16 protein-coding genes are annotated in these 19,755 nt (G+C 72.3%); 7 read left to right on the top strand and 9 right to left on the bottom strand.

Translation table 11 applies throughout. The annotated features are described in order from the left end of the window. The first annotated feature begins 40 nt into the window (after positions 1-40). The 4 genes from ACRWK8_RS07895 to ACRWK8_RS07880 are packed head-to-tail and all read left to right on the top strand — an operon-like array spanning position 41 to position 3,525. Complete coding sequence (locus tag ACRWK8_RS07895) at positions 41-1,318, top strand: flavin-containing monooxygenase (RefSeq protein ID WP_431869270.1); 1,278 nt, start codon at positions 41-43, stop codon at positions 1,316-1,318. An 8-nt stretch (positions 1,319-1,326) separates the two neighbouring features. Further along, on the top strand, positions 1,327-1,749 hold the full coding sequence (locus ACRWK8_RS07890; protein WP_431869268.1) for a RidA family protein: 423 nt from the start codon (positions 1,327-1,329) through the stop codon (positions 1,747-1,749). Continuing rightward, entirely contained in the window at positions 1,746-2,414 is a 669-nt protein-coding gene (locus ACRWK8_RS07885) for a DUF1028 domain-containing protein (RefSeq protein WP_431869266.1), read from the top strand. Before ACRWK8_RS07890 ends, ACRWK8_RS07885 begins: the two co-directional genes overlap by 4 nt. Continuing rightward, on the top strand, positions 2,404-3,525 hold the full coding sequence (locus ACRWK8_RS07880; RefSeq protein ID WP_431869265.1) for a M20 family metallopeptidase: 1,122 nt from the start codon (positions 2,404-2,406) through the stop codon (positions 3,523-3,525). The genes ACRWK8_RS07885 and ACRWK8_RS07880 overlap by 11 nt, the downstream gene beginning before the upstream one ends. 25 nt (positions 3,526-3,550) lie before the next feature. Here the strand turns inward: ACRWK8_RS07880 and ACRWK8_RS07875 are convergent, their stop codons facing one another. The 7 genes from ACRWK8_RS07875 to ACRWK8_RS07845 form a co-directional block, all read right to left on the bottom strand. Further along, on the bottom strand, positions 3,551-3,988 hold the full coding sequence (locus ACRWK8_RS07875; protein WP_378741951.1) for a hypothetical protein: 438 nt from the start codon (positions 3,986-3,988) through the stop codon (positions 3,551-3,553). A 107-nt stretch (positions 3,989-4,095) separates the two neighbouring features. Continuing rightward, on the bottom strand, positions 4,096-5,337 hold the full coding sequence (locus tag ACRWK8_RS07870; RefSeq protein ID WP_378741949.1) for a helix-turn-helix domain-containing protein: 1,242 nt from the start codon (positions 5,335-5,337) through the stop codon (positions 4,096-4,098). A gap of 146 nt (positions 5,338-5,483) precedes the next feature. Beyond that, positions 5,484-6,566 (bottom strand): hypothetical protein, encoded by a 1,083-nt coding sequence (locus ACRWK8_RS07865; protein WP_431869262.1) that lies wholly within the window; start codon positions 6,564-6,566, stop codon positions 5,484-5,486. Continuing rightward, positions 6,563-7,603, bottom strand: coding sequence for a TIR domain-containing protein (locus ACRWK8_RS07860; RefSeq protein WP_378741945.1), 1,041 nt, complete (start codon positions 7,601-7,603; stop codon positions 6,563-6,565). The genes ACRWK8_RS07865 and ACRWK8_RS07860 overlap by 4 nt, the downstream gene beginning before the upstream one ends. A gap of 61 nt (positions 7,604-7,664) precedes the next feature. After that, on the bottom strand, positions 7,665-11,528 hold the full coding sequence (gene fxsT / locus ACRWK8_RS07855; protein WP_431869260.1) for an FxSxx-COOH system tetratricopeptide repeat protein: 3,864 nt from the start codon (positions 11,526-11,528) through the stop codon (positions 7,665-7,667). Positions 11,529-11,805: 277 nt separating this feature from the next. Then, complete coding sequence (locus ACRWK8_RS07850; RefSeq protein ID WP_431869258.1) at positions 11,806-12,951, bottom strand: PrsW family intramembrane metalloprotease; 1,146 nt, start codon at positions 12,949-12,951, stop codon at positions 11,806-11,808. Continuing rightward, entirely contained in the window at positions 12,948-13,559 is a 612-nt protein-coding gene (locus ACRWK8_RS07845; protein ID WP_378741939.1) for a hypothetical protein, read from the bottom strand. Before ACRWK8_RS07845 ends, ACRWK8_RS07850 begins: the two co-directional genes overlap by 4 nt. A 276-nt stretch (positions 13,560-13,835) precedes the next feature. Between ACRWK8_RS07845 and ACRWK8_RS07840 the strand changes: the two genes are divergently transcribed. Further along, positions 13,836-14,621, top strand: coding sequence for a class I SAM-dependent methyltransferase (locus ACRWK8_RS07840; RefSeq protein ID WP_431869256.1), 786 nt, complete (start codon positions 13,836-13,838; stop codon positions 14,619-14,621). Positions 14,622-15,124: 503 nt separating this feature from the next. On the opposite strand, the gene ACRWK8_RS07835 is transcribed toward ACRWK8_RS07840, so the two are convergent. Both ACRWK8_RS07835 and ACRWK8_RS07830 read right to left on the bottom strand, forming a co-directional pair. After that, positions 15,125-16,555, bottom strand: a complete 1,431-nt coding sequence (locus ACRWK8_RS07835; RefSeq protein WP_431869254.1) for a WGR domain-containing protein — start codon at positions 16,553-16,555, stop codon at positions 15,125-15,127. A 129-nt stretch (positions 16,556-16,684) separates the two neighbouring features. Further along, positions 16,685-17,629 (bottom strand): MBL fold metallo-hydrolase, encoded by a 945-nt coding sequence (locus ACRWK8_RS07830; protein ID WP_431869252.1) that lies wholly within the window; start codon positions 17,627-17,629, stop codon positions 16,685-16,687. Between the two features lie 298 nt (positions 17,630-17,927). Here ACRWK8_RS07830 and ACRWK8_RS07825 point away from each other — a divergent pair, with 298 nt between their 5' ends. Both ACRWK8_RS07825 and ACRWK8_RS07820 read left to right on the top strand, forming a co-directional pair. Then, positions 17,928-18,668: a maleylpyruvate isomerase family mycothiol-dependent enzyme gene (locus ACRWK8_RS07825; RefSeq protein ID WP_431869250.1), complete on the top strand. Its 741-nt coding sequence runs from the start codon at positions 17,928-17,930 to the stop codon at positions 18,666-18,668. 109 nt (positions 18,669-18,777) lie between these two features. Then, on the top strand, positions 18,778-19,752 hold the full coding sequence (locus tag ACRWK8_RS07820; RefSeq protein WP_431869248.1) for a phosphotransferase: 975 nt from the start codon (positions 18,778-18,780) through the stop codon (positions 19,750-19,752). Positions 19,753-19,755 lie beyond the last annotated feature (3 nt).

Below are 19,755 nucleotides of genomic sequence, written 5' to 3'. Positions count from 1 at the left end.
CCCCCGTACCTCGCAACCGTCCATGGGAGTGGAGAGCAGTATGTCCGTTGAGGAGACCGAGGTCGTCGTCGTCGGAGGAGGGCAGGCCGGGATCGCGATGAGCGAACACCTGCGTGCCCGCCGGGTTCCGCACGTCGTCCTCGAACGACACCGCGTCGCGGAGCGCTGGCGCTCGGAGCGGTGGGACTCGCTGGTCACCAACGGGCCCGTCTGGCACGACCGGTTCCCCGGGATGGAGTTCGACGGCCTCGGCCCCGAGGAGTTCGCCACGAAGGATCAGGTGGCGGACTACCTCGCCGCCTACGCGGAGAGGATCGGCGCGCCGCTGCGCTGCGGGGTCGAGGTGACCTCGGTGCGCGGGCACGAGGGCCGCAGGGGCTTTCGTGTGGAGACCTCCGACGGCGACTACGACGCGCGTTTCGTCGTGGCTGCCACCGGACCGTTCCAGCGCCCGGTGATCCCACCCATCGTCCCCGAGGGGGCGGTCCCGGTCCAGATCCACTCCAGCGGCTACCGGAACCCCGCCCAACTGCCCGAGGGCGGCGTCCTCGTGGTCGGGTCCGGATCGTCCGGCGTGCAGATCGCGGACGAACTCCGTGCCTCCGGTCGGCCGGTGTACCTCTCCGTCGGCCCCCATGACCGTCCTCCGCGCCGGTACCGGGGACACGACTTCGTCTGGTGGCTGGGTGTGCTCGGCAAGTGGGAGGCCGCGACCCCGCCCCAGGGCGCGGAACACGTGACGATCGCGGTCAGCGGTGCGCACGGCGGCCACACCGTGGACTTCCGCGCCCTGGCCGAGCGGGGCGTCACGCTGGTCGGTCGGACCGAGTCCTACGACGGCGGCACCGTGCGCTTCGCCCCCGACCTGCGGGACAACATCGCCGGTGGCGACGCCAACTACCTGTCGCTGCTGGACGAGGCCGACGCCCATGTCGCCCGCAACGGCCTCGATCTGCCGGAGGAGCCGGAGGCCAGGGTCCTGGGGACACTCCCGGACTCGGTGACCGACCCCGTCCTCGAACTCGACCTCGTCGCCGCCGGGATCACGTCCGTCGTGTGGGCCACCGGTTTCACGGCCGACTACGGATGGCTGCCCCCGGACGCCGTCGACGAGCACGGCAGGCCCCGGCACCAGCGCGGGGTCTCCAGCGAGCCCGGCGTCTACTTCGTGGGGCTCCCCTGGCAGTCGCGCCGGGGGTCGAGCTTCCTCTGGGGCGCCTGGCACGACGCGAGCTACGTGGCCGACCAGATCTCCATCCAGAGGGGATACACACGACACGACGAAGCCCGCCCGCGCCCGACCCACGCCCAGAGGTGAGAGCACACATGACCACGCACACCCGCATCCGCACGTTCAACACCAGGGACACCTACCCCGAGCAGAACCTCGACAACGACCTCTGCCAGGCCGTCGTCGCCGGGGGAGTCGTCTACCTGCGCGGCCAGATCGGCCAGGACCTGGACACCCGCGAGTCCGTGGGCGTCGGCGACGTCCAGGCGCAGACCGAGAAGGCCATGGCCAACATCGACCTCCTCCTGCGTGAGGCGGGCAGCGGACTCCAGGACATCGTCAAGGTGACGGTCTACCTCGTCGACCCGCGCTACCGAGAGGACGTGTACCGGGAGATGGGGCGCTGGCTCAAGGGGGTCCACCCGGTCTCCACCGGGATCGTCGTCCAGGCGCTGGCCCGGCCGGAGTGGCTGGTGGAGATCGACGCCACCGCCGTCATCTCGGGAGGTGGGGCGTGACCTTCTCCATCGCGGCACACCAGGACGGCCGGTTCGGCGTCGCGGCGGTGTCCTCCTCACCGGCGGTCGCGGCGCGCGTGGTCCACCTGCGGGACTCCGTCGGCGCCGTCGCCTCGCAGAACATCACCGACCCCCGGCTGGGAGCGGCCCTGCTGGACCGGCTGGAAGCGGGAAGCGGCCCCGAGGCGGCGCTGGAGGAGGTCGTCGGCGGCGCGCCGAACGCCAACTTCCGTCAGCTCACCGTGGTGGACGCCTCGGGCGCGGCGGCGACGTTCAGCGGTGGCCTCACCCTGGGCGTGCACGGTGAGGCCACCGGGCCGCACTGCGCCGCCGCGGGGAACATGCTCTCCCGCGCGGACCTCCCCGCGATCATGTGCGCGGCCTTCGCCTCTGCCGGAGGTGAGCTGGAGGAGCGCCTGCTCACCGCGCTCTCGGCCGCTCTGGCCGCTGGCGGCGAGGCCGGTCCGGTGTACTCGGCGGGGCTGTCCACCGTGTCCGGCCACGGCTGGCGCGACACGGACCTCCGCGTGGACTGGCAGGACGAGCCGGTCGAGGCGCTGGGGCGACTGCTCGACGTCTGGCTGCCCCAGCGCGAGGACTACGTCCAGCGCGGCCTGGATCCGGCCGCCTCTCCCGGATACGGGGTGCCCGGCGATGACCGCTGAGACCCACCGCCCGCCGGAGGTCTCCGGCCACCTCGCCCGGCTGATTTCCTACTCCGAGACGCTGCACGCGCACCCGGAGACCGCGTGGCGGGAACACCGGGCCGCCGCCTGGACGGCCGAACTGCTCGACGAGTTCGGCTTCGGGACGACCACCTCCTATCTCGGCTTCCCCACGGCCGTGCACGCCTCCTACGGGTCGGGCACGCGCAGGGTCGGACTGGTCGTGGAGTACGACGCGCTGCCCGGACTCGGCCACGCGTGCGGGCACAACCTGATCGCCGCGATGTCGGCGGGCGCCGCGATCGCCCTCCGCCCGTGGGCGGACCAGCTCGACCTCACGATCGAGGTGGTCGGAGCCCCGGCCGAGGAGGGCGGCGGGGGCAAGGTCGAGCTGCTGGACGCCGGCGCCTTCCACGGCCTGGATCTGGCGCTCATGGCCCACCCGGGCCCGGTGGACGCGCCCAGGGCCGAGCCGTACGCGGTCGCCCACGATCACGTCCGGTTCACCGGGCGCACGGCCCACGCCGCCGCCTACCCGCACGAGGGCCGCAACGCCAACGACGCGTTCGTCATCTCCCAGGTCGCCCTCGGTCTGCTGCGGCAGCAGCTGCCGCCCGCCACCCGGGTCCACGGCATCCAGACCGTCGGTGGCGAGGCCCCCAACGCCATCCCCGGTGTCACGGAGGGCCGCTGGTACACGCGGGCCCGCACGCTGGCCGAGCTGGAACCGCTGCGCGCACGGGTGGAGCGGTGCTTCGAGGCGGGGGCGCTGGCCACCGACACCGAGCTGGAGTTCACGCCCGAGTCCCAGCCCTACTCCGAGTTCCGCACGGACGAACGCGCGCTGGAGATCTACACGCGCCACGCCCTGGCGATCGGTCGCAGGTTCGACGCCCCGGCGGAGCACCAGACGATGAACCGCGCCTCCACCGACATGGGCAACGTCTCCCAGCACGTGCCCGCCATCCACCCCTACATCGGCCTGGACTGCTTCCCGGTCAGCAACCACCAGCCGGAGTTCGCCGCCGTGTGCGTGGGGGAGGCCGCGAACCGGGTCATCGAGGACGGCGCCACCCTGCTCGCGCGGACCGCCCACGAGTACTTCTCCTAGGTACGGGCGGCCCGGGGCGGTTCGGTCAGTAGCGGGCCACCCCGGGTTTCCACAGGGTGGCCCGCTCCACCACGTACACCTCCAGGTTGCCGACGCTCGCGCCGCACGCGTCGTGGCGTTCGGTGGCGACCAGGGCCGAGGCGATCAACTCCGCGCGGTGCCGTTCCTCGGGCTCGCTGTCGCCCACCGGGATCACCTGGCGCACGTGGTGGCAGCGCGACCGGCCGTCAGCGTGCACCAGTCCCACGACGTAGGTGCGCCTCCAGCGCCGCAGGGCGGCCTGACGGGGGATCTCGTAGAGGTAGCGGCAGCGCACCCGGCCGCCGGAGGGCAGGTCGGCCTCGGCCTGGTAGGTGATCGACCACCAGTTCTCGGCCACGGGCACGACCGTCGCGCGCATGGTCCGCGCCCACGCCTCCAGGGTCGACCGGTCCTCGACCTCGATGACGGCGGCGTCGCTCACGACGCCCCCTCGCGCTGGTCGGGGATCTGACATGAGATCACTCTAGGTGTCCACGTGGGTTCGAAGGGTACAGTTTGTGCCCCTCGTGCCGAGGAGCCGCGCTCCGCTCACGTCAGCAGCCCGATCCGCTCAGCGAGACCGCCCGCCCCGTCACGGCGCCGGGGATCACGTGACTCCAGTTCCTCCAACACCATGCGGCGGGCGAACCCGTTGTACCGGACCGTCTCCGGGGCCGCCGCGTGTGCCGCCTCCAGCACCCGCAGCGCCTCGTCCCGCTGCCCGGCCAGGTGATGGGCGCGCGCCTGCTCGATCCGGTGCCGGGCCCCGCGTGGCCGCGACGGGATCGCCTCCGCCGGGGCCCGCCCGGCCTGGCGGACCGCCTCGTGCCCGCTGCGCAGCTCCACCGCCACGGTCACCGCGTGCGCGGCGATCACCGGACGGGAGAACGAGGTCATCGGGTGGAAGTAGGAGGCGGGCAGGCGCTCGGCGGCCTTCCGGGCCGTGTCCCAGTGGCGCCAGGCCGTCCCCGCCTGCCCTCGACGCGCCGCCGTGTACCCCGCCTCGAACCGCAGCGCGCCCCACACCGCGAGCACGTCGCGGTCACCGTCCGGCAGGTGGCGCACCAGGTGGCGGCTGGCGTCCTCGGTGACCGCGTCCGCCGCCTCCCAGTCACCCGCGTCCCGGTGCGCCTGCGCCAACAGCCAGGCCGCCACACCCAGGGCGTGCGGGTCCTCCGCCTCCTGGGCGGCGACCATGCCGCGTTCGGCCACCCGCCAGAGCAGGCTCTCGGCGGGCTGGTACGCGATGAAGAACTGCGCCAGCGAGCACACCTCCGACAGCACCGACCGCGCCGCGCGCCGGGCGGTCCCGTCCTCCGCCCGCCGAACCGCCCTCTGGGAGTCCTCGAAGAGCGCGGGAAGCAGCCGCCCCACCACGTCGCGGTGGTGGGACGCCGAGTGCCGGGCCCGCCAGGCCGCCGCCAGCCGGGCGCGCAGCCGCTCCACGGTGGGGGCGGGCCCGTCGTCGCCCAGCGTGAGGGCGTTGACCGACGCGCGGACCCTCGGCAGCCGCGTGTGTCCCGGGCCGGTGAACAGATCCACGGGTACGGACTGCTCCCCGGTGAGTTCGGCCAGGTCACGGATGCGCAGTGCCTCCACCAGGCGCAGGAGGATCGGGAGTTTGGGGGTGCCCAGCCGCCCGGTCTCCACGGCCTTGACCCACGACGCGGAACGGCCCACGAGGCCACCCAGCACGTCCCGGGTCAGCCCTCTTCTGGTGCGGTGCAGCTTGAGCCGGGTACCGAAGGGGATCTCGACCTCGTACGGGTCCGGGGTGCCGTCCACGGCCATCGCGTCGTCCTTCCCTGGGGAGTCGCGGAGACCAGGCTATGAGCCGGATCCCGACCCCAGGGCGGAAACCGGGCCACCTCCCCCGGTCGGGCCCCGGCGACCGGGTATGGCCCGGTCGGGCCCCCTCCGAACTGGCACGACGTCACTCAGTTCCGCGTGCCGAGGGAGGGTGGCGGCGCCACCTGGGGTCCGCCGGGGCTGCGCAGACGCTCGAGGACGAGGTCGAAGGTGAACCCGGCGGTGAAACCCACCGGGACCACGAAGAACAGCAGGCGCCGCGCGTCCAGCTCCACCAGCAGCTCCGGAACGGTCAGCAGCTGGGCCGCCACGTACAGCAGGACCGAGACCGCGCCCGCGCCCAGCCCCCGCGCGCAGGCGCGCAGGGCGGAGGGGGTCCGTCCGAACGAGTCCCTGATCAGCGCACCCGAGACCGCCGCGCACATCGGACCGGCCAACAACAGGGACAGACTGGCCGGGTCGGCGGGGCCGGGACCTCCGGCCAGCACGATCGACGCCAACGCCGCGAGCAGCAGCAGGATCGCGGAGACCAGCCCGGCCGACTCACGCCAGCGCCCCCACCGCCGGTCCCTCTCCTCACGGCGGCGGCGTTCGGCACGGCGCTCCATCTGTCGGCGCAGCACCTCCGCCATTCGCCTGGCCGACCCGGACGACCAGGACTCTCCCAGGGCGCGTACGTCCTCCCGGTCCACGTGCTCACCGGCACCGTCCAGGTACACCCACACCTGCCGGGCGGCGCCGCCGAAGACCGCCAACGGCACCACCGGGACGCCGTGGGCCAGGGCGACGACCCCGGTGACCCGGGTGGACCGACCGCCCCCGGCCAGCACGATCCCGTCCACCTCGAACAGCGTCCGGTAGTACGGCACCTCCCACTCGGCGCCGGTGTCGCGGATCGTGGTGACACGCACCCGTGAGCCCTCGGGCAGAACGGGCGCGTAGTCCTGGTGCCGGGGCGGGTGGGCGATGATCCGTGAGTCGGGGGCGGAGGCCGCCGCGTACCCGCGCGCCACCAGCGTCTCGACGTAGTGCTCGTCGTCGGCGAAGACCACGAGGTCGTACCCGGCCAGGGCCAGTTCGCGGCCGAGGTCGTGGCAGGCTGCGCGCACCTGGTCGGTGGCGCTCAGGGGCGGTTCGTACTCGCGGGAGGCGTCGACGCTGCCGACCACGGCGATCCGTGGTCGTCTCGGCGGGGCGGGTGCCTGTTTCACGGGGCCTCCGTCACGGTGCGGGGAGGGTCGGTCGGGTGGTCCTCCGGAGCTGTTCGGCCCCGGGGGAGGAGGGCGCGCAGCGCCGCCGCCGCGTCGGGGTCACCGGCGGTCTCGGCGACGGCCCGGGCGAGCCAGGAGAGGGCGTGGGAGTCGGGGTGCTGGGCCCGCAGGTGGGCCACGAGGCGTTCGTGGCGTTCGGGGGCGGGAACGGTGACCCGCCAGTACAGAGGGTTGAGGGCCCGGTCCCGGCGGAGCTCCCCGAGCCGGCGCAGGAACGCCGCCCAGCAGGCGGGGTCGTCCAACGCCCGGACCGTGAGCAACACCCGGACGGCCCGCTCACCGACCGACCCGCGCGCGTCCGGGCCCTCGGGGCCCTCGGGAGGAGGGAGCTCCCCCTGATCGGAGGGAGCCCCGTCCGGGTCCGCGCCCTCCCTCCGGGCGACCGCGTCCCAGGCGGGGACGGCCTCCCGGGCGACGGCCTCGGGCAGGGGCGGAAGGGGGTCGGCCGCCGAACGTGCCACCAGGGCGCCGATCCGGTAGCAGAGGGCGCGGTAGGCGGTCGGGTCGGTGAGCATCAGCTCCAGGACCCCGGCGTCCGCGTGACCGGGCACGCCCACCCAGTCCAGCCGCTGGCGCTCCCGCACCACGCGGGGGAGCGGTCCGCTGAGCGGTTGCCACACCAGCGGCAGGATGTGGTGGGGCGGGGCACCGTGGTCCCGGAAACGCCGGACCCGTTCCTCGACGATCCACCACTCCCGGGCGCACCAGGCGCTGTTGAGGTGGGTCTCGCTCAACAGGACCACCAGGGTGCGGGTGGTGGCGCAGTGCCGGAGCAGTTCGGAGCGCCAGCCTCCGCCCGGTTCCAGGGTCGGCCCGGTCGCGCCGAAGGCGCGGTCGTCGGTGTGCAGCCGGACCATGGCCTCCAGATCGGAGTGGAAGCGCAGCACGTGCTCCCGGTCGGCCCTGCGCCCGCCGTAGCTCGTGAAGAAGGCGCTGGTCCCGCCCGCTCCGGTGTCCTCCGCCCCGGTGGCCTCCACCCCCGTCACCTCCACCTCGGACCTCCCGCCCGCCGCCCCGTTCCGTCACCGGTGTCCGCGCTCAGATCTCCGGCACCTCCAGGTCGATGTGCCCGCGTTCGCTGACCGAGTCGCCCATGTGCCGGGCGGTGCTGTTCAGGTAGTTCGCGTAGGCGAGCTCGTAGTGCGGGTGCTGGGTGCCGCACACCTGGTGCAGCTCCTCCTGGGTGCGCACGTCCAGCGCCACGGCCTCGGTGATCTCCCCCTTGGCCACCAGGGCGTTGGCCAGGTTCACCGCCGCGCCGAGTGCCAGGGGGTGCACCTCGCCCACCTGTGGGTCGGAGCACAGGCCCTCGTGCGCCCACCGGGCCTGGGTCTCCGCCTCCCCCACGTGACCGGTGCGGCAGGCGTAGGCGGCCAGGTTGGCCCTGGCCGCGAGGGTGAAGGGATGGTCCGGACCGAACACGCCCGTGTAGCCGTCGACGCACGTACGGGCCTGGTGGAGCGCCAGGTCGTAGCGGTCGGCGGCGGCCAGGCCGGCCGCCAGTGCCAAGGCCATCGCCAGGCTGCGGGGGTGCTCGTCTCCGTACTCGCCCCGGTGCTGTTCGTGCGTGCGGCGGATCCGTTCCAGCGCCTGCTCGGGGTCGCCCACCAGGCGTTCGTTCACCGCCAGCTCCTTGCGGGCGTGCAGCGTGTGCGAGGACAGCTCACCGATGGTGCGACGCAGCATCCCCGCGGCCTGGTGGATCTGCCGGTGCGCCATCACGTACTCGCCCGTACGACGGCGGTAGGTCGCCGTCGCCGAGGAGAGGATCCAGGTGTAGGGGTGACGGTGGCCCAGGATCTCCCGGGTGACCCGGTGCGCCCCCTCACCGACCCGCAGCGCCTCCGCGTAGTCCCCGGCCGCCGACAGGGACAGCGCCAGGTTGTGCTCGGCCAGCAGGGTGTGCTGGTGGTGGGGGCCTCGACCGGCCAGGTAGGCGGAGTAGGTCTCCCGATCGTGTTCGAGCGCCGACGCGAACCGTCCCAGGGCCCGCAGGTCCGCGCCCATGCCCCGCCGCGTCAACAGGGTGAACGGGTGGCGTTCGCCGAGGACCTCCCGCTGGAGTTCGAGGGTCCGGCTGTTCAGCCGCCCCGCCTCGCGGTGCTCGCCGCGCGAGCGGTGGACGTTGGCCAGCTGGGTGGCCAGGTGCAGGCGGAGCCGGTCGCGTTCACCGAAGGTGTCGGTCCAGGCGCTCAGCAGCGGTGTGCCCAGCTCCAGCGCGGCCTCCAGCTCTCCCTTGCGGTGGTGGTAGCGAACCTGGTTGACCAACCAGCGGCGCACCTCGTCGTCACCGCTCAGACTGGCCCCGGAGGGGACGATCTGCCAGCGCAGGTTCTGGTAGCGGTGATCGTGTCGGGGGTCGTCCGCCTCCTCGTCGTGCGGCGCGTAGGAGGCCAGCACCTGCCGCACCGACTCGCGGACCCGCGCGCGCTCCCCGGCGGGGATGCGGTCCCGGACCACCTCCTGCACCGCCGGGTGCACCGAGAACGTCTTCAGCTGCCGGTCGAAGTCCATCAGCAGGACCCGGGTGAGCTGGAAGTGGACGTGGTTGAAGTTGACCCGGCCGGTCCGGTACCGCGGGTCGGCATCGGTGTACTCGCTGACGGCACGCGGTGAGCGGAGCAGGTCCTCGGGGACGCCGTCGGGGGACAGGTGCGCGGCCAGCCGGATCAGGCACAGGCTCGCCGGGTGGTACTGCTCCAGCTCGTCCAGGGCGAGGGAACTGCTCAGCCGCTCCTCGAAGGAACCCGCGCCCCGGACCACCGAGGGCTCGCGTTCGTCGAGCAGGCGTGTGTACTCCGCCACCGCCTCAGCGGCGCCGTCCAGCCGCTGGCCCGAGTTCAGCCACTCCAGGGCGCGGTGCAGCTGGGCGGGCAGGTGACCGAGCCGTCGGGAGAGGGCCAGCGCGGTCTCCGCGTCGATCTCCGAGAGGCGGTCCCGGAACAGCTCCACCACCTCGTCCTCACTGAAGGGGCCCACCTGGAGGCAGCGCCGGTGACCGTAGGCCTCCCAGTCCCGGTCGTAGGAGGTGATGATGACGTGCCCGTGGTCGTGCGGGATCAGCGCGTCCAGCGCGCCGGGCGGCCCCGCGTTGTCGTAGACCAGCAGCCACCGGTTGAGCGGACGGCCCGCCCGGAGCGCGGCCAGCACGGGGTCGGCCTCGGGCGAGCGGTGGTCCGGGAAGCGTTCGGCCAGGGTCGCCGCCAGTTCCTCCAGGGACGACTCGACCTTCTCCGGGCGGTCCGCGGAGATCCACCAGATCAGGTCGTAGTCACTGCGGAAGCGCCGGACGAACTCCCGGACGATCTCCGACTTCCCGCTGCCCTGCATCCCCACCAGCACCACCGGGGGCTTGTCCTCCATCCCCTGCCCGAGGAGGTCGCGCAGGCGCTCCAGGAACCCCTCGCGGCCGCTGAAGTTCTGGTTGCCGTGCGGGGCGTTGCTGATCAGCTCCGGGTTGGGTGCCCCCGGATAGCTGGGTCCCTGCCCGGGACCACGCGAACGGTGGCTGGGGAACCTCGGGTCGAAGCGGGCCAGCAGCGCGCCGCGCGCGTCCTCCTCCTCCCGGATGCGCAGGTTGATCCACTCGGCCTCCGGGAAGCCGTCGGGCGGCGCGCCCTCGTCGATCGTCACCCCCAGCACCCGGTGCGTGCCGTTGCCGCCCTGCTGCGGCGCGGTCTCCAGCAGACGGTGCAGGAGCCCGAACGCGGCGGACCCGTGCAGGTGGGCGGAGACCAGCACCATGATGATCCCGTGCCCGCCGGTGTCGGGCGGGGGAGCCCCGTCCGTCCTGGGCCGCGTCACCCGGATGCCGACCCACTCCAGCTGCGGCTGGACCCAGTCGGCCCACGAACGGTCGCGGGAGTCGGCCAGCAGGATCACCGAGGCGACCGCGCCGTGCCGGATCTGTTCGAAGACCAGCCTGACCTGCTCGCTCTGCTCCTGAGTGAGGTGGCGTCCCCGGGGAACCGCGCCGCCGGTGAGGATGGAGGTCAGCCGCTCGTAGGCGTGGAACAGGGAGCTGGGCATCCAGGTGCGTTCCAGGAAGGCCGCGAGGGTGAGCCGTTCCGCGATCCGGGCCTTGTACGGGATCTCCGCCCGGCCCCAGTACCGCCAGGGATCGTCCTCGGAGGCCTCGACCCAGGGCGCGAACGTCTCGTACGCACGGTCACGGAGCTCGTCCAGGTTGGGGAGTTCCAGGTCCACGCGGGTCAGGATCGGCCGGACCGGCACGTGCGGGGCCTCGGTCCGCAGTTCGGCGGCGATCCGGGCCGACTTGTGGATGGCGGTGGTGTTGAGGGTGAGGCAGAGGGCGACCTGGTCGGCCAGGACCGCCGCGCAGCGCCGCCCCAGGAGCCCGTTGCCGGGGGCGGTGTCGACCAGGACGTGGTCGTAACCACTGTCCAGGAGCGCGGTCCGGAGTTCGCGGAGGAAACGGGTGGAGAGGGCGCCTCGGGCGAACCCGGAACCGTGGATCGTGTCCAGCTGGGTGAGCCGTGCGGTGTGGTGGGAGCCGGGTCCGAGGTAGCCGATCTCGCCCTCCGGGACACCGGGGATGACCGGCCATCGGCTGAGCTGTTCGACCTGGTCGCTGAGGTCGGCGCCGCGCGCGCACACCTCGGCGGGGTCGGCTCCCGGCACGTGGCAGCCCTCGATGACGTCGGTGATCATGTCGACCAGCCCCTGGGGGCGTCCGCCGCGGAGTCCGAACAGCGGGGAGAAGTACTCGCGCAGCTCGGGGGAGTGCAGGTTGAAGTCGACGAGCAGGACACTCCGACCGGTGCTGGCGATGTTCCAGGCCACGTTGGCCAGAGACGTGGTGCAGCTGCTTCCCGACAGGGGCGAATGGAACACGAGTATCTGTCCGGCGGAGTTCGTGTCCCCGATTTCTTTGCTGGTCAACGCGGCTCCGGGGGGATGGAGTTTCCTTTTCTCGTTCCTTCCGGCGGGCCCGTGCGTCCCGTGCGCACGCGCTTTCGGCTTGGGAGAGGGGATGTTCCCACTTTTCATGGAAAGGAACCCCGGGAAACCTGGGTGCGCGGAGCGGGAAAACGGCCGCTGTGAATTCAGGGACGGTTGTCGCCGTTGTTACCGAGGTCGGCCGGCGGAAGGACCGGCGACACGGCGAAGCCCCCGGGGCGGTCCTCACCGCGCCGGGGGCTCACGAGAACCCGCCGCCTCAGCCCCGGTACTCCGAGGCCCGCTCCTCCGCGGTCGCCACCATCCTGTCCTGGCGGTCGCGGACGGCCGGTCGTTCCGGAGCCGCCACACGGCCCAGCTCCCGGTGCCGACCGTGCCGACTGGACAGAGCCACCGCCGCCGACCGGCGCATGCCCAGCTCCTCGCCCTGTTCCGCCAGGGACTCGCGGACCCGGCGGCGGTGGGAGTGCCGCGCCACGACGTACACGGCCACCGCGCTCAGGAACACCACCAGCGTCTTGACCAGCACACCGAGGAGGCCGACCAGGACCGGGGCGTCGAAGAACCAGTGGACGCCCATCGCCAACAGGAACAGGAGCAGCGCCCCCGTGGCGCGGCCCGCTCCGGGCCGCCACGCCACGGCGGCCAGCAGGCCGACCGCCGTACCCGCGATCGCGGACATCGCCCAGTGCGAACCCAGGCCGGTCAGGCCGACCCGCAGGAACAGCGTCTGGAGCACCGAGGCGACCCCGTCCGTGGCCCCCTGCATCATGATCGAGTTGAGCGCGTAGGTGAAGTCCTCCGCGAGCTGGAAACCCAGGCCCACCAGGGCCCCCATGACGAAGCCGTCGACGGGACCGCGCACCACGCGCGGCGCGATCACGGCGATCAGCACCACCCCGATGGTCTTGAGCAGCTCCTCGTTGAGCGGCGCGGTCAGCGACGCGCCCCACGCCGAGCCGAAGTCGACGCCGCCCATCCGGGACCACGCCGACATCAGCTGGGAGTTCGAGAACAGGGCCAGCCCGATCGCCCCGGTCAGGCCCCAGAGCACGGCTACGAGCGAGAACGTCGGGCTCGGCGCCCGGACGGGGCGGATCCGGCGCAGGACCCAGAAGCCGATCACACCGGCCACGGCCAGCACGACGGCGGCGGCCAGCGTCTCGGTGGGGAAGACCCGGATCGCCCCGAAGAAGCTGGTCAGGGTGTAGACGAACCCGCCCAGGCAGACCACGGCCAGGGCCACCGTGGCGACCAGGGCGGGGACGCGCTGCGGACCGGGCGGTTCCTGGTGCGGTGGCGCGGCCGGGTGTTCGGACGCGTGTTCCCGACCGGGCCTTCGGGGCGTGGGGACCTGTCCGCTCACTGTGGACGGGACGTCGGGTTCGGGTCGTGCGTGACTCATGGGGTCCCTCCCGTGCTCCGGTCGAACCGGATCGACTGGACCATCCGCTCGGCCTCGACGAGGTCGGCCGCGCTGGCCTCGGCGCCGATCGCCTGGGTCTCCACCGCGAAACCGCCGTTCGGGGAGGGGAACACCGTCGCGATCCCGGTGTGCTCCTGCATGTGCAGGTCCCCGGTGAGGCCCTGGGCGCCTCCCTCGGAGGTGACCGGCTCGGGTTCTCCGAGGGTGGCCGAGGAGTCCCCGACCCTGACCGTCTCGCGCATGCCGTCCCAGAGCTGGGCGGCGTCGGCGCCCTCGGTCGGCTCCACCACGCTCACCTGGAGGTTGACCGGCCCCTTCGCGAAGAGGAACTGCTGGTCGGTGGTGCTGGAGCCGGTGTCGAGCTCCCAGCCCTCGTCGAAGGTCATCGACGCCCCGTAGCCCTCACCCGAACCGAGGGTCATGCTCTGACCCGCGGGTACCGCCTCGGACGCGGGCAGCGCCGCGTTCACCAGAGCCCATCCGCCCGTCAGCACCACGACCACCCCGGCCGCGGCCCCGAGCGGGACCCAGTTGCTCCGTGGACCCGGCGACCCGGCGTGGCGTAGCTCCACGCGCTCATTCACCATCGTTCCCCCGTCCGTTCGTTCGTCCTGGAGACAGCGAAACACCCACAAAGGTGTCGAACGGAGAAAAGTGGGACACTTGGCGTGATTTTGCGGTTATTTCACCGGCAACGGGCGTGAGGGTGGACCGACGACCCGACTTCACCACCTGCGTCGTGGGGGTGATGTGGCCGCATGTGGCCCGACTTTCCGGCCCGCACCCCCTTGGCGAATCAGCCCTCCCGTGATGGGATGCCACCTTCAGCGTGACACCCACCGACGGAAGAGCACGGGCGACCGATGCCGAAGCAGAGCACAGACCAACTCAAGACGGACCGTTCCTCCCTGGTCCACCGGATCCGCTACGCGCTTCGGAACCCGAGCCGGATAGCGCCCCACGTTCTGCGGTCCGCGCGAGACCTGCGTCTGCGCCTCACCCACCGGGATCACGTCTCCTACTACCGCGCGGTGATGGCCTCCGACGCCGCTCGCGATCCCAGGGCGGCGGTCGGCAGCCGCAACGAGGAGCGCTGGCTGGCGCTGGGCGAGATGCAGTTCGACTACCTCGTCGAGCACGGCCTCAAGCCCGGTCACCGGATGCTCGACATCGGCTGCGGCAACCTGCGGGCCGGGTGGCGGTTCATCGACCACCTCGACACCGGCGGCTACTACGGGATCGACATCTCCCCGGACATCCTGATCGCCGGTAAGAAGGTCCTGGCTGAGCGCGGACTCCAGCACAAGCTGCCGCACCTGACCCTCACCCAGGACCTGACCTTCGACTTCCTCCCCGACGACTCCTTCGACGTCGTCCACGCCCACAGCGTGTTCTCCCACTCGCCCGTCGAGGTCATCGACGAGTGCCTGCGCCACGTGGGCCGCGTGCTCGCCCCGGGCGGGTTCTTCGACTTCACCTTCGACCGCACGGAGGGTGCCGAGCACCACGTGCTGCGCGAGGACTTCTACTACCGCACGGAGACCCTCGTCGCGCTCGCGGAGAAGCACGGACTGCGCGCCCGCTTCATGGAGGACTGGGAGGAGCGCCCGCACGGGCAGTCGAAGATCCGCGTCACCGTTCCGGAGTGAGTCGGGGTCACGGGAGGCGAACGCGTTTGGCGATGACCGGTCGCGTCATCCGGGTGAGCGCCCGAGGGGTGATCGTTCCGACCTCAGGCAGCCACGGGGCGCGCCACCGAGGACCGCCCTTTCGCCACGTGTCTTCGCCCCCTGTTCCGGGAATCTCGTAGCCGCTTGATCCGCCTGATTCTGAGGGGACCCGTGTGACGCGGGTCCCCTTCCGTCTGCATTCACCACTCGCAACTGTTGTGGCTTAATTGTCGCAAATGTTAGGAATTCCTATAAGAGAACAATGAAGAGCGCTCGACAGGGCTGGCCGGGCCACTCCGCAGATCATCATCCTGGACAATGACGGGCCCAAGGCGGGAGGGACGCACCTCGTCGAATTGAGCAGGGAGGAACCCCTTCTGCCCGGGATCACGCACGAGGACACCGGGGAGAACCCCGGCGCCGCCTGGAGGAACGCGTCCCGCTCCCGGGGCCCGTCGACACGGGACCCCGGGAGCCGTGGTCTAGCCGAGGCGGCGGATGTCGCCTCTGACGCGGTAGAAGCCGCCGCTGCCCGAGGTGAGCACCTCGCTCACGACGTAGCGGGCTCCGGCGCGGCGGATGTCCTTGGGGAACTGCACCCGCAGGGTGGGGTCGTAGCCCTCCGAGACCACGCGGATCCGCAGGCGGCCGCCGTCGTCCACGCACTCGACGACGATCCCGTCGTCGGCCACGAGCTCGCTGGAGCGCACCGTCTCCAGCTCGGTGGCCGGGGTGACCGCGTCCCAGGAGGGGGCCTTGACGCTGACCGGCTCCGGGACGGTGCCGCGCTCGGCGGCCAGGATCGCCTCCTCGGAGGCGTCCACACAGGCCAGGGAACCGTCGGTGGTGACGATGTACAGCCGGTCCTGGTGGAACTGCATCGAGTAGGCCGAACCGCATCCGGTGGCCAGCTTCCACAGACGGCGTCCGTCCCTGGAGAAGCAGTAGACCGAGGAGTGGTTGTCACCCGCGAACACGTAGCGGCCGTCCGGGGAGGCCGCGCAGGAGAAGACCGCCCCGTCGCAGCGGTAGGTGGAACGGTGCGCCCCGCCCTTGCTGATGCGGTCCACGGAGTTGCGGGCCGTGGCGGCGAAGACCTCGTCGCCCTCCTGCCAGCCGAACAGCACCGCGCCGCTGGTCGGCACCGTCCAGCGCTCGTCCCCGGTGCCCGCGTCGTACATGGTGACGCCCCGGGAGTGCCCGTGGTAGACGCCCGCCTCGTCGTGGCGGACCATCCACGCGGAGTCTCCCGAGCTGCGGCGGGACCACTGGAACTCGTCCTCGTGGTCGATCACGGTGATCCGCCCGGCCACGTCGGAGACGCCGAGCACCCCGTCGTGGATGTCCAGCCAGAAGATGTCCACGTCCTCGGAGATCTCGTACGCCACATGCGGGATCTTCGCGCCCAGGTCGTAGACCTTGCCGTCGTCACACCCGGCGTAGATCCAGAAGTCGTCGGCCACGATGCACTTGACGCCGTCCGGGAGTCCGTAGCGGGCGGTGACGGTGCCCTGGTGGGAGAGGGTGTACACGTCTCCGCGCTCGTTGCCGACCCAGCAGCGCTCGTCGTCGACGAAGATGCCGAAGGCGGGGCTGCCCGAGCGGAACCGCCACAGCACCGGGGCGAGGTTGGCGGTCGAACGCTGGCTGACGATCGTCCTCCGGGTGACCGCGCGCCGCTTGCGGACCCCGACCACGGCGGGCTCGTACCCCTTGCGCCGCTTCTCCGCGATCTTCCGCGCCGCCGTGGCCTCGGCCTTCGCGACGGTGGGGTGGCTCGCGGTGCGCGCCTGGCCGTTCTCGCCGATCCGTCCGTACCGGATGGTGACGTCGGTGCCGTCGAGGGTGACCTCGTAGAACTTGTGCGCGCCGCCGCCCTCTTCCGAGAGCTCCAGGTAGGTGGTGCTGGTCATGGCAGGCCCTTCGACGATCGGATCCGGGCACACCGGAAGGGGGTGCCAGGCAGGGGAGAGAGGGGGCGCCTCCCGGGGGAGGGCGTGTCGACTGGTGGAGAATCTATCGGCGGGTACCGACAATTCGGGTCAGAGGGTGGTGGGCATCGGTCCGCCGTTCCACTCCACGGCGTCGGCCAGAGCCCGGGCGAGGTCCATCGGTACGCCGGCGCGGTCGGCCTGGGCGCGGTGCAGGTTCATGACGATCCGCTCCGCGTCCGCCCACGCGCCGAACTCACCGAGGTCGATGTCGCGCGCGGCCTCCAAGGGGGTGTGGCCCTTCCGGAGGGCCTCGTCGGCGGCTGCGAGGACGAACCGGTAGTACCGCTCGTGCACGGCCAGCACGGCGTCGAGCTCGGAGCCGGGCATCACCGGCCCGTGACCGGGCACCACGTGGTCCGGAGCGAAGGAACGGACCCACTCCAGGGAGCGCAGCGCGCCGTCGAGTGACCCCATGAGCAGCAGCGGTGTCAGCCCGTGGAAGATCAGGTCGCCGGTGAACAGGACCCGTTCCCGCGGGAGCCAGGCCAGCACGTCCCCGACGGTGTGCGCGGTGTATCCCGGGTGGTGGAGGTCGACGCGGCGGCCGCCGCCCAGGTGGAGCGTGAGTGCGTGGTCGAAGGTGACGGAGGGCAGCCTCCGGGTGACGTCGCCCCAGTTCGGCACGGGTTCCCAGACCGGTGGCGGGTTCTCGAAGAGCGGGTCGGTGTCCAGCGCCTCGCGCATGCCGTTCTGGCCGATCAGCACGGTGGAGTCGGGCAGCAGGCTGTTGCCGTAGGTGTGGTCGCCGTGCTGGTGGGTGTTGACCGCCCAGCGCACCGGCGCGCCCGCAGTGGCGGAGGCGAGCGCGCCCAGGAACCGGCGGGTGCGGGTCGCGGTGGCGCAGGTGTCCACGACCAGGAGTCCGTCGTCCCCCGCCACGGCGCCCGCGTTGTTCACCCACCAGGTGCCGTCCGGCTGCACCCACGCGTACACCCCGTCGACGACCTCGCCGAGCGCCCCGGCCTCCGGGCCGGTCCGTGCGTTCTCTCCCATGGCGATCCCCTTGTCTGGTGGCGGTTCGGGGCGTTGCCCCGACGCGCAGCGTAGGGGGTGGTCCCTGCCGTTCGGGGCCGCTCCGCCGAAGTCGCCACGTCGGTGGGCGGGCCGCGGTCGCTTCGCGACCCCGGCGGACGGGCCGAGCCGGACGACCACCGGTCCGGGTCACGGGACCGTCGGAGGTCGGGGAGGTCTCGGGAGAGCGCCGACGGCGCCCTGGCCAGCTCCGGCCTTCCGAGAATCCAGCTTGTGGATATCCGGACTTCGGTCTCCGCCGGGTGCTAGCGTCCCGAACATGGACACCCCTCGATACCTCACGGTCCTTCGCGAGAGCGGGACCCTCCTCGCCGACGCCGCCGAGGACCGCGCGCACGCGCACGTACCCACCTGCCCCGAGTGGAACGTCCTGGACCTGGTCTGGCACGTGGGCGAGACCCACCACTTCTGGAGGTCCATCGCCTCCGGGGAGATCAGGGACCCTGACGACGGGTACGCGCAGCCGGAGCGCCCCGACGACGAGGCGCTGCTGAGCTGGTACCGGGAGGGACTGGCCGAGACCCTGACCGTGCTCACCGCTCTGGACCCCGACGCGCCGCGCTGGACCTGGTCCCCGCAGAAGGACGGGGCGTTCATCCTCAGACGCATGGCGCAGGAGACCGCCGTGCACGCCTGGGACGTGCTGAACGCGGTCGACGGCGGGGCCGCGCTGCCCCGGGACGTCGCCGTGGACGGGGTGGACGAGTTCCTCACCTTCTTCCTCGGCCTGGCCGAGATGCTGGACCTGCCCCGCGAGCCGGTCGGACCGATGGGCGCGGTGCTGCTGACCGCCACCGACGCCGACCTCTCCTGGACGGTGGACCACACCGGCCAGCACTGGCGGGTCAGTCGCGGAGCGAACCGGGCCAGCGTCGCGGTGGAGGGCACCGCCTCCGACCTGCTGCTCACGCTGTGGAGACGGATCGGCCCCGAGTCGCTGGCGGTCACCGGAGACGCACAGGAACTCGCACGGTTCCTCAAGGTCGCGGAGACGGAGTGACCGACCGGCGGCGCCCGCTTCCCCGGGTCACCACGGGTCCCGGAGAACCGGGAACGCCCCGTGGAAAACGCCGTGCGCCACCCGAGGCCGGACTGTTAGCGTCGCTGCCATGCTGGACAGGCCCGTGGACTTCGACGACCACCAGATCAAAGACGCGCTGGCGGACTGGGGCATTCACGCGGAGGTGCTGACGCACGTTCCGCTGGGCTTCGGTGACCACCACTGGAGCGCCACCGACACCTCCGGGCGGCGGTGGTTCCTCACCCTGGTCGACCTCGAACACAAACCCTTCCTCGGCGGCGATCCCGACACCGCCCTGCGCAACCTGCGCCGGGCCATGGACACCGCCGCCGAGCTCCACGACGCGCACGGGCTCGGGTTCGTCGTGGCCCCGCTCCGCGCCACCGGGGGCACCACCGCTCTGCGGATCGGTGACCGTTACGCACTCAGCGTCTTCCCGCACACGGAGGGCAGCCCCGGCGACTTCGGCCAGGAGCTCACACCGGACCAGCGGGCCCAGGTCCTGGACACTCTCGCCCGCCTGCACGGACGCACCCCGCCCGCCGAGATCCGACCCACCCCGCCGAGCCTGGCCGGGGCCGACCGGCTGGCGGAGCTCACCGTGGATCCCGGGAGGATCGGTGACCACGGCCCCTTCGCGGAACCGACCGCCGAGCTGCTCGCCGAGCACGGAGGCGCGCTGCGGGCCCGCCTGGACGAGTTCGGCCGCCGCGCCGACGAGGCCGACGCCTCGCGGGCGGTGCCCACCCACGGCGAACCGCACCCGGGGAACCTGCTGTGGCGCGAGTCCGGGCCGCTGTTCGTGGACTGGGACACGGTGGGCCTGGCCGTCCCCGAACGCGACCTGTGGCTGGTCACCGACGACCCCGACGAACTCGCGCGCTACGCGGAGGCCACCGGGCACCGGCCCGACCCGGCGCTCCTGTCCCTCTACGGGCTCCGCTGGGACCTCCAGGACGTCGTGGAGTTCGTCGACTGGTTCGCCGCCCCGCACCAGCGCGGCACCGACACCGAACAGGCCTGGCGGGACCTGGGCGTCATCCTGCGCCGTCTGGAGCGCTGAGTC

Origin of the sequence: Nocardiopsis eucommiae, from assembly GCF_965344335.1 — a bacterium.
Classification (GTDB): domain Bacteria; phylum Actinomycetota; class Actinomycetes; order Streptosporangiales; family Streptosporangiaceae; genus Nocardiopsis; species Nocardiopsis eucommiae.
Note: the sequence above shows the minus strand (reverse complement) of the source record. Positions and strands in the feature narration are given on the sequence as shown.

Bases quoted from the DNA above. Each gene is read 5' to 3' on its own strand.
- ACRWK8_RS07895 (WP_431869270.1), top strand. From the start codon at position 41: ATGTCCGTTGAGGAGACCGAGGTCGTCGTCGTCGGAGGAGGGCAGGCC.
- ACRWK8_RS07890 (WP_431869268.1), top strand. From the start codon at position 1,327: ATGACCACGCACACCCGCATCCGCACGTTCAACACCAGGGACACCTAC.
- ACRWK8_RS07880 (WP_431869265.1), top strand. From the start codon at position 2,404: ATGACCGCTGAGACCCACCGCCCGCCGGAGGTCTCCGGCCACCTCGCC.
- ACRWK8_RS07870 (WP_378741949.1), bottom strand. From the start codon at position 5,337: ATGGCCGTGGACGGCACCCCGGACCCGTACGAGGTCGAGATCCCCTTC.
- ACRWK8_RS07850 (WP_431869258.1), bottom strand. From the start codon at position 12,951: ATGAGTCACGCACGACCCGAACCCGACGTCCCGTCCACAGTGAGCGGA.
- ACRWK8_RS07845 (WP_378741939.1), bottom strand. From the start codon at position 13,559: ATGGTGAATGAGCGCGTGGAGCTACGCCACGCCGGGTCGCCGGGTCCA.
- ACRWK8_RS07840 (WP_431869256.1), top strand. From the start codon at position 13,836: ATGCCGAAGCAGAGCACAGACCAACTCAAGACGGACCGTTCCTCCCTG.
- ACRWK8_RS07835 (WP_431869254.1), bottom strand. From the start codon at position 16,555: ATGACCAGCACCACCTACCTGGAGCTCTCGGAAGAGGGCGGCGGCGCG.
- ACRWK8_RS07830 (WP_431869252.1), bottom strand. From the start codon at position 17,629: ATGGGAGAGAACGCACGGACCGGCCCGGAGGCCGGGGCGCTCGGCGAG.
- ACRWK8_RS07825 (WP_431869250.1), top strand. From the start codon at position 17,928: ATGGACACCCCTCGATACCTCACGGTCCTTCGCGAGAGCGGGACCCTC.
- ACRWK8_RS07820 (WP_431869248.1), top strand. From the start codon at position 18,778: ATGCTGGACAGGCCCGTGGACTTCGACGACCACCAGATCAAAGACGCG.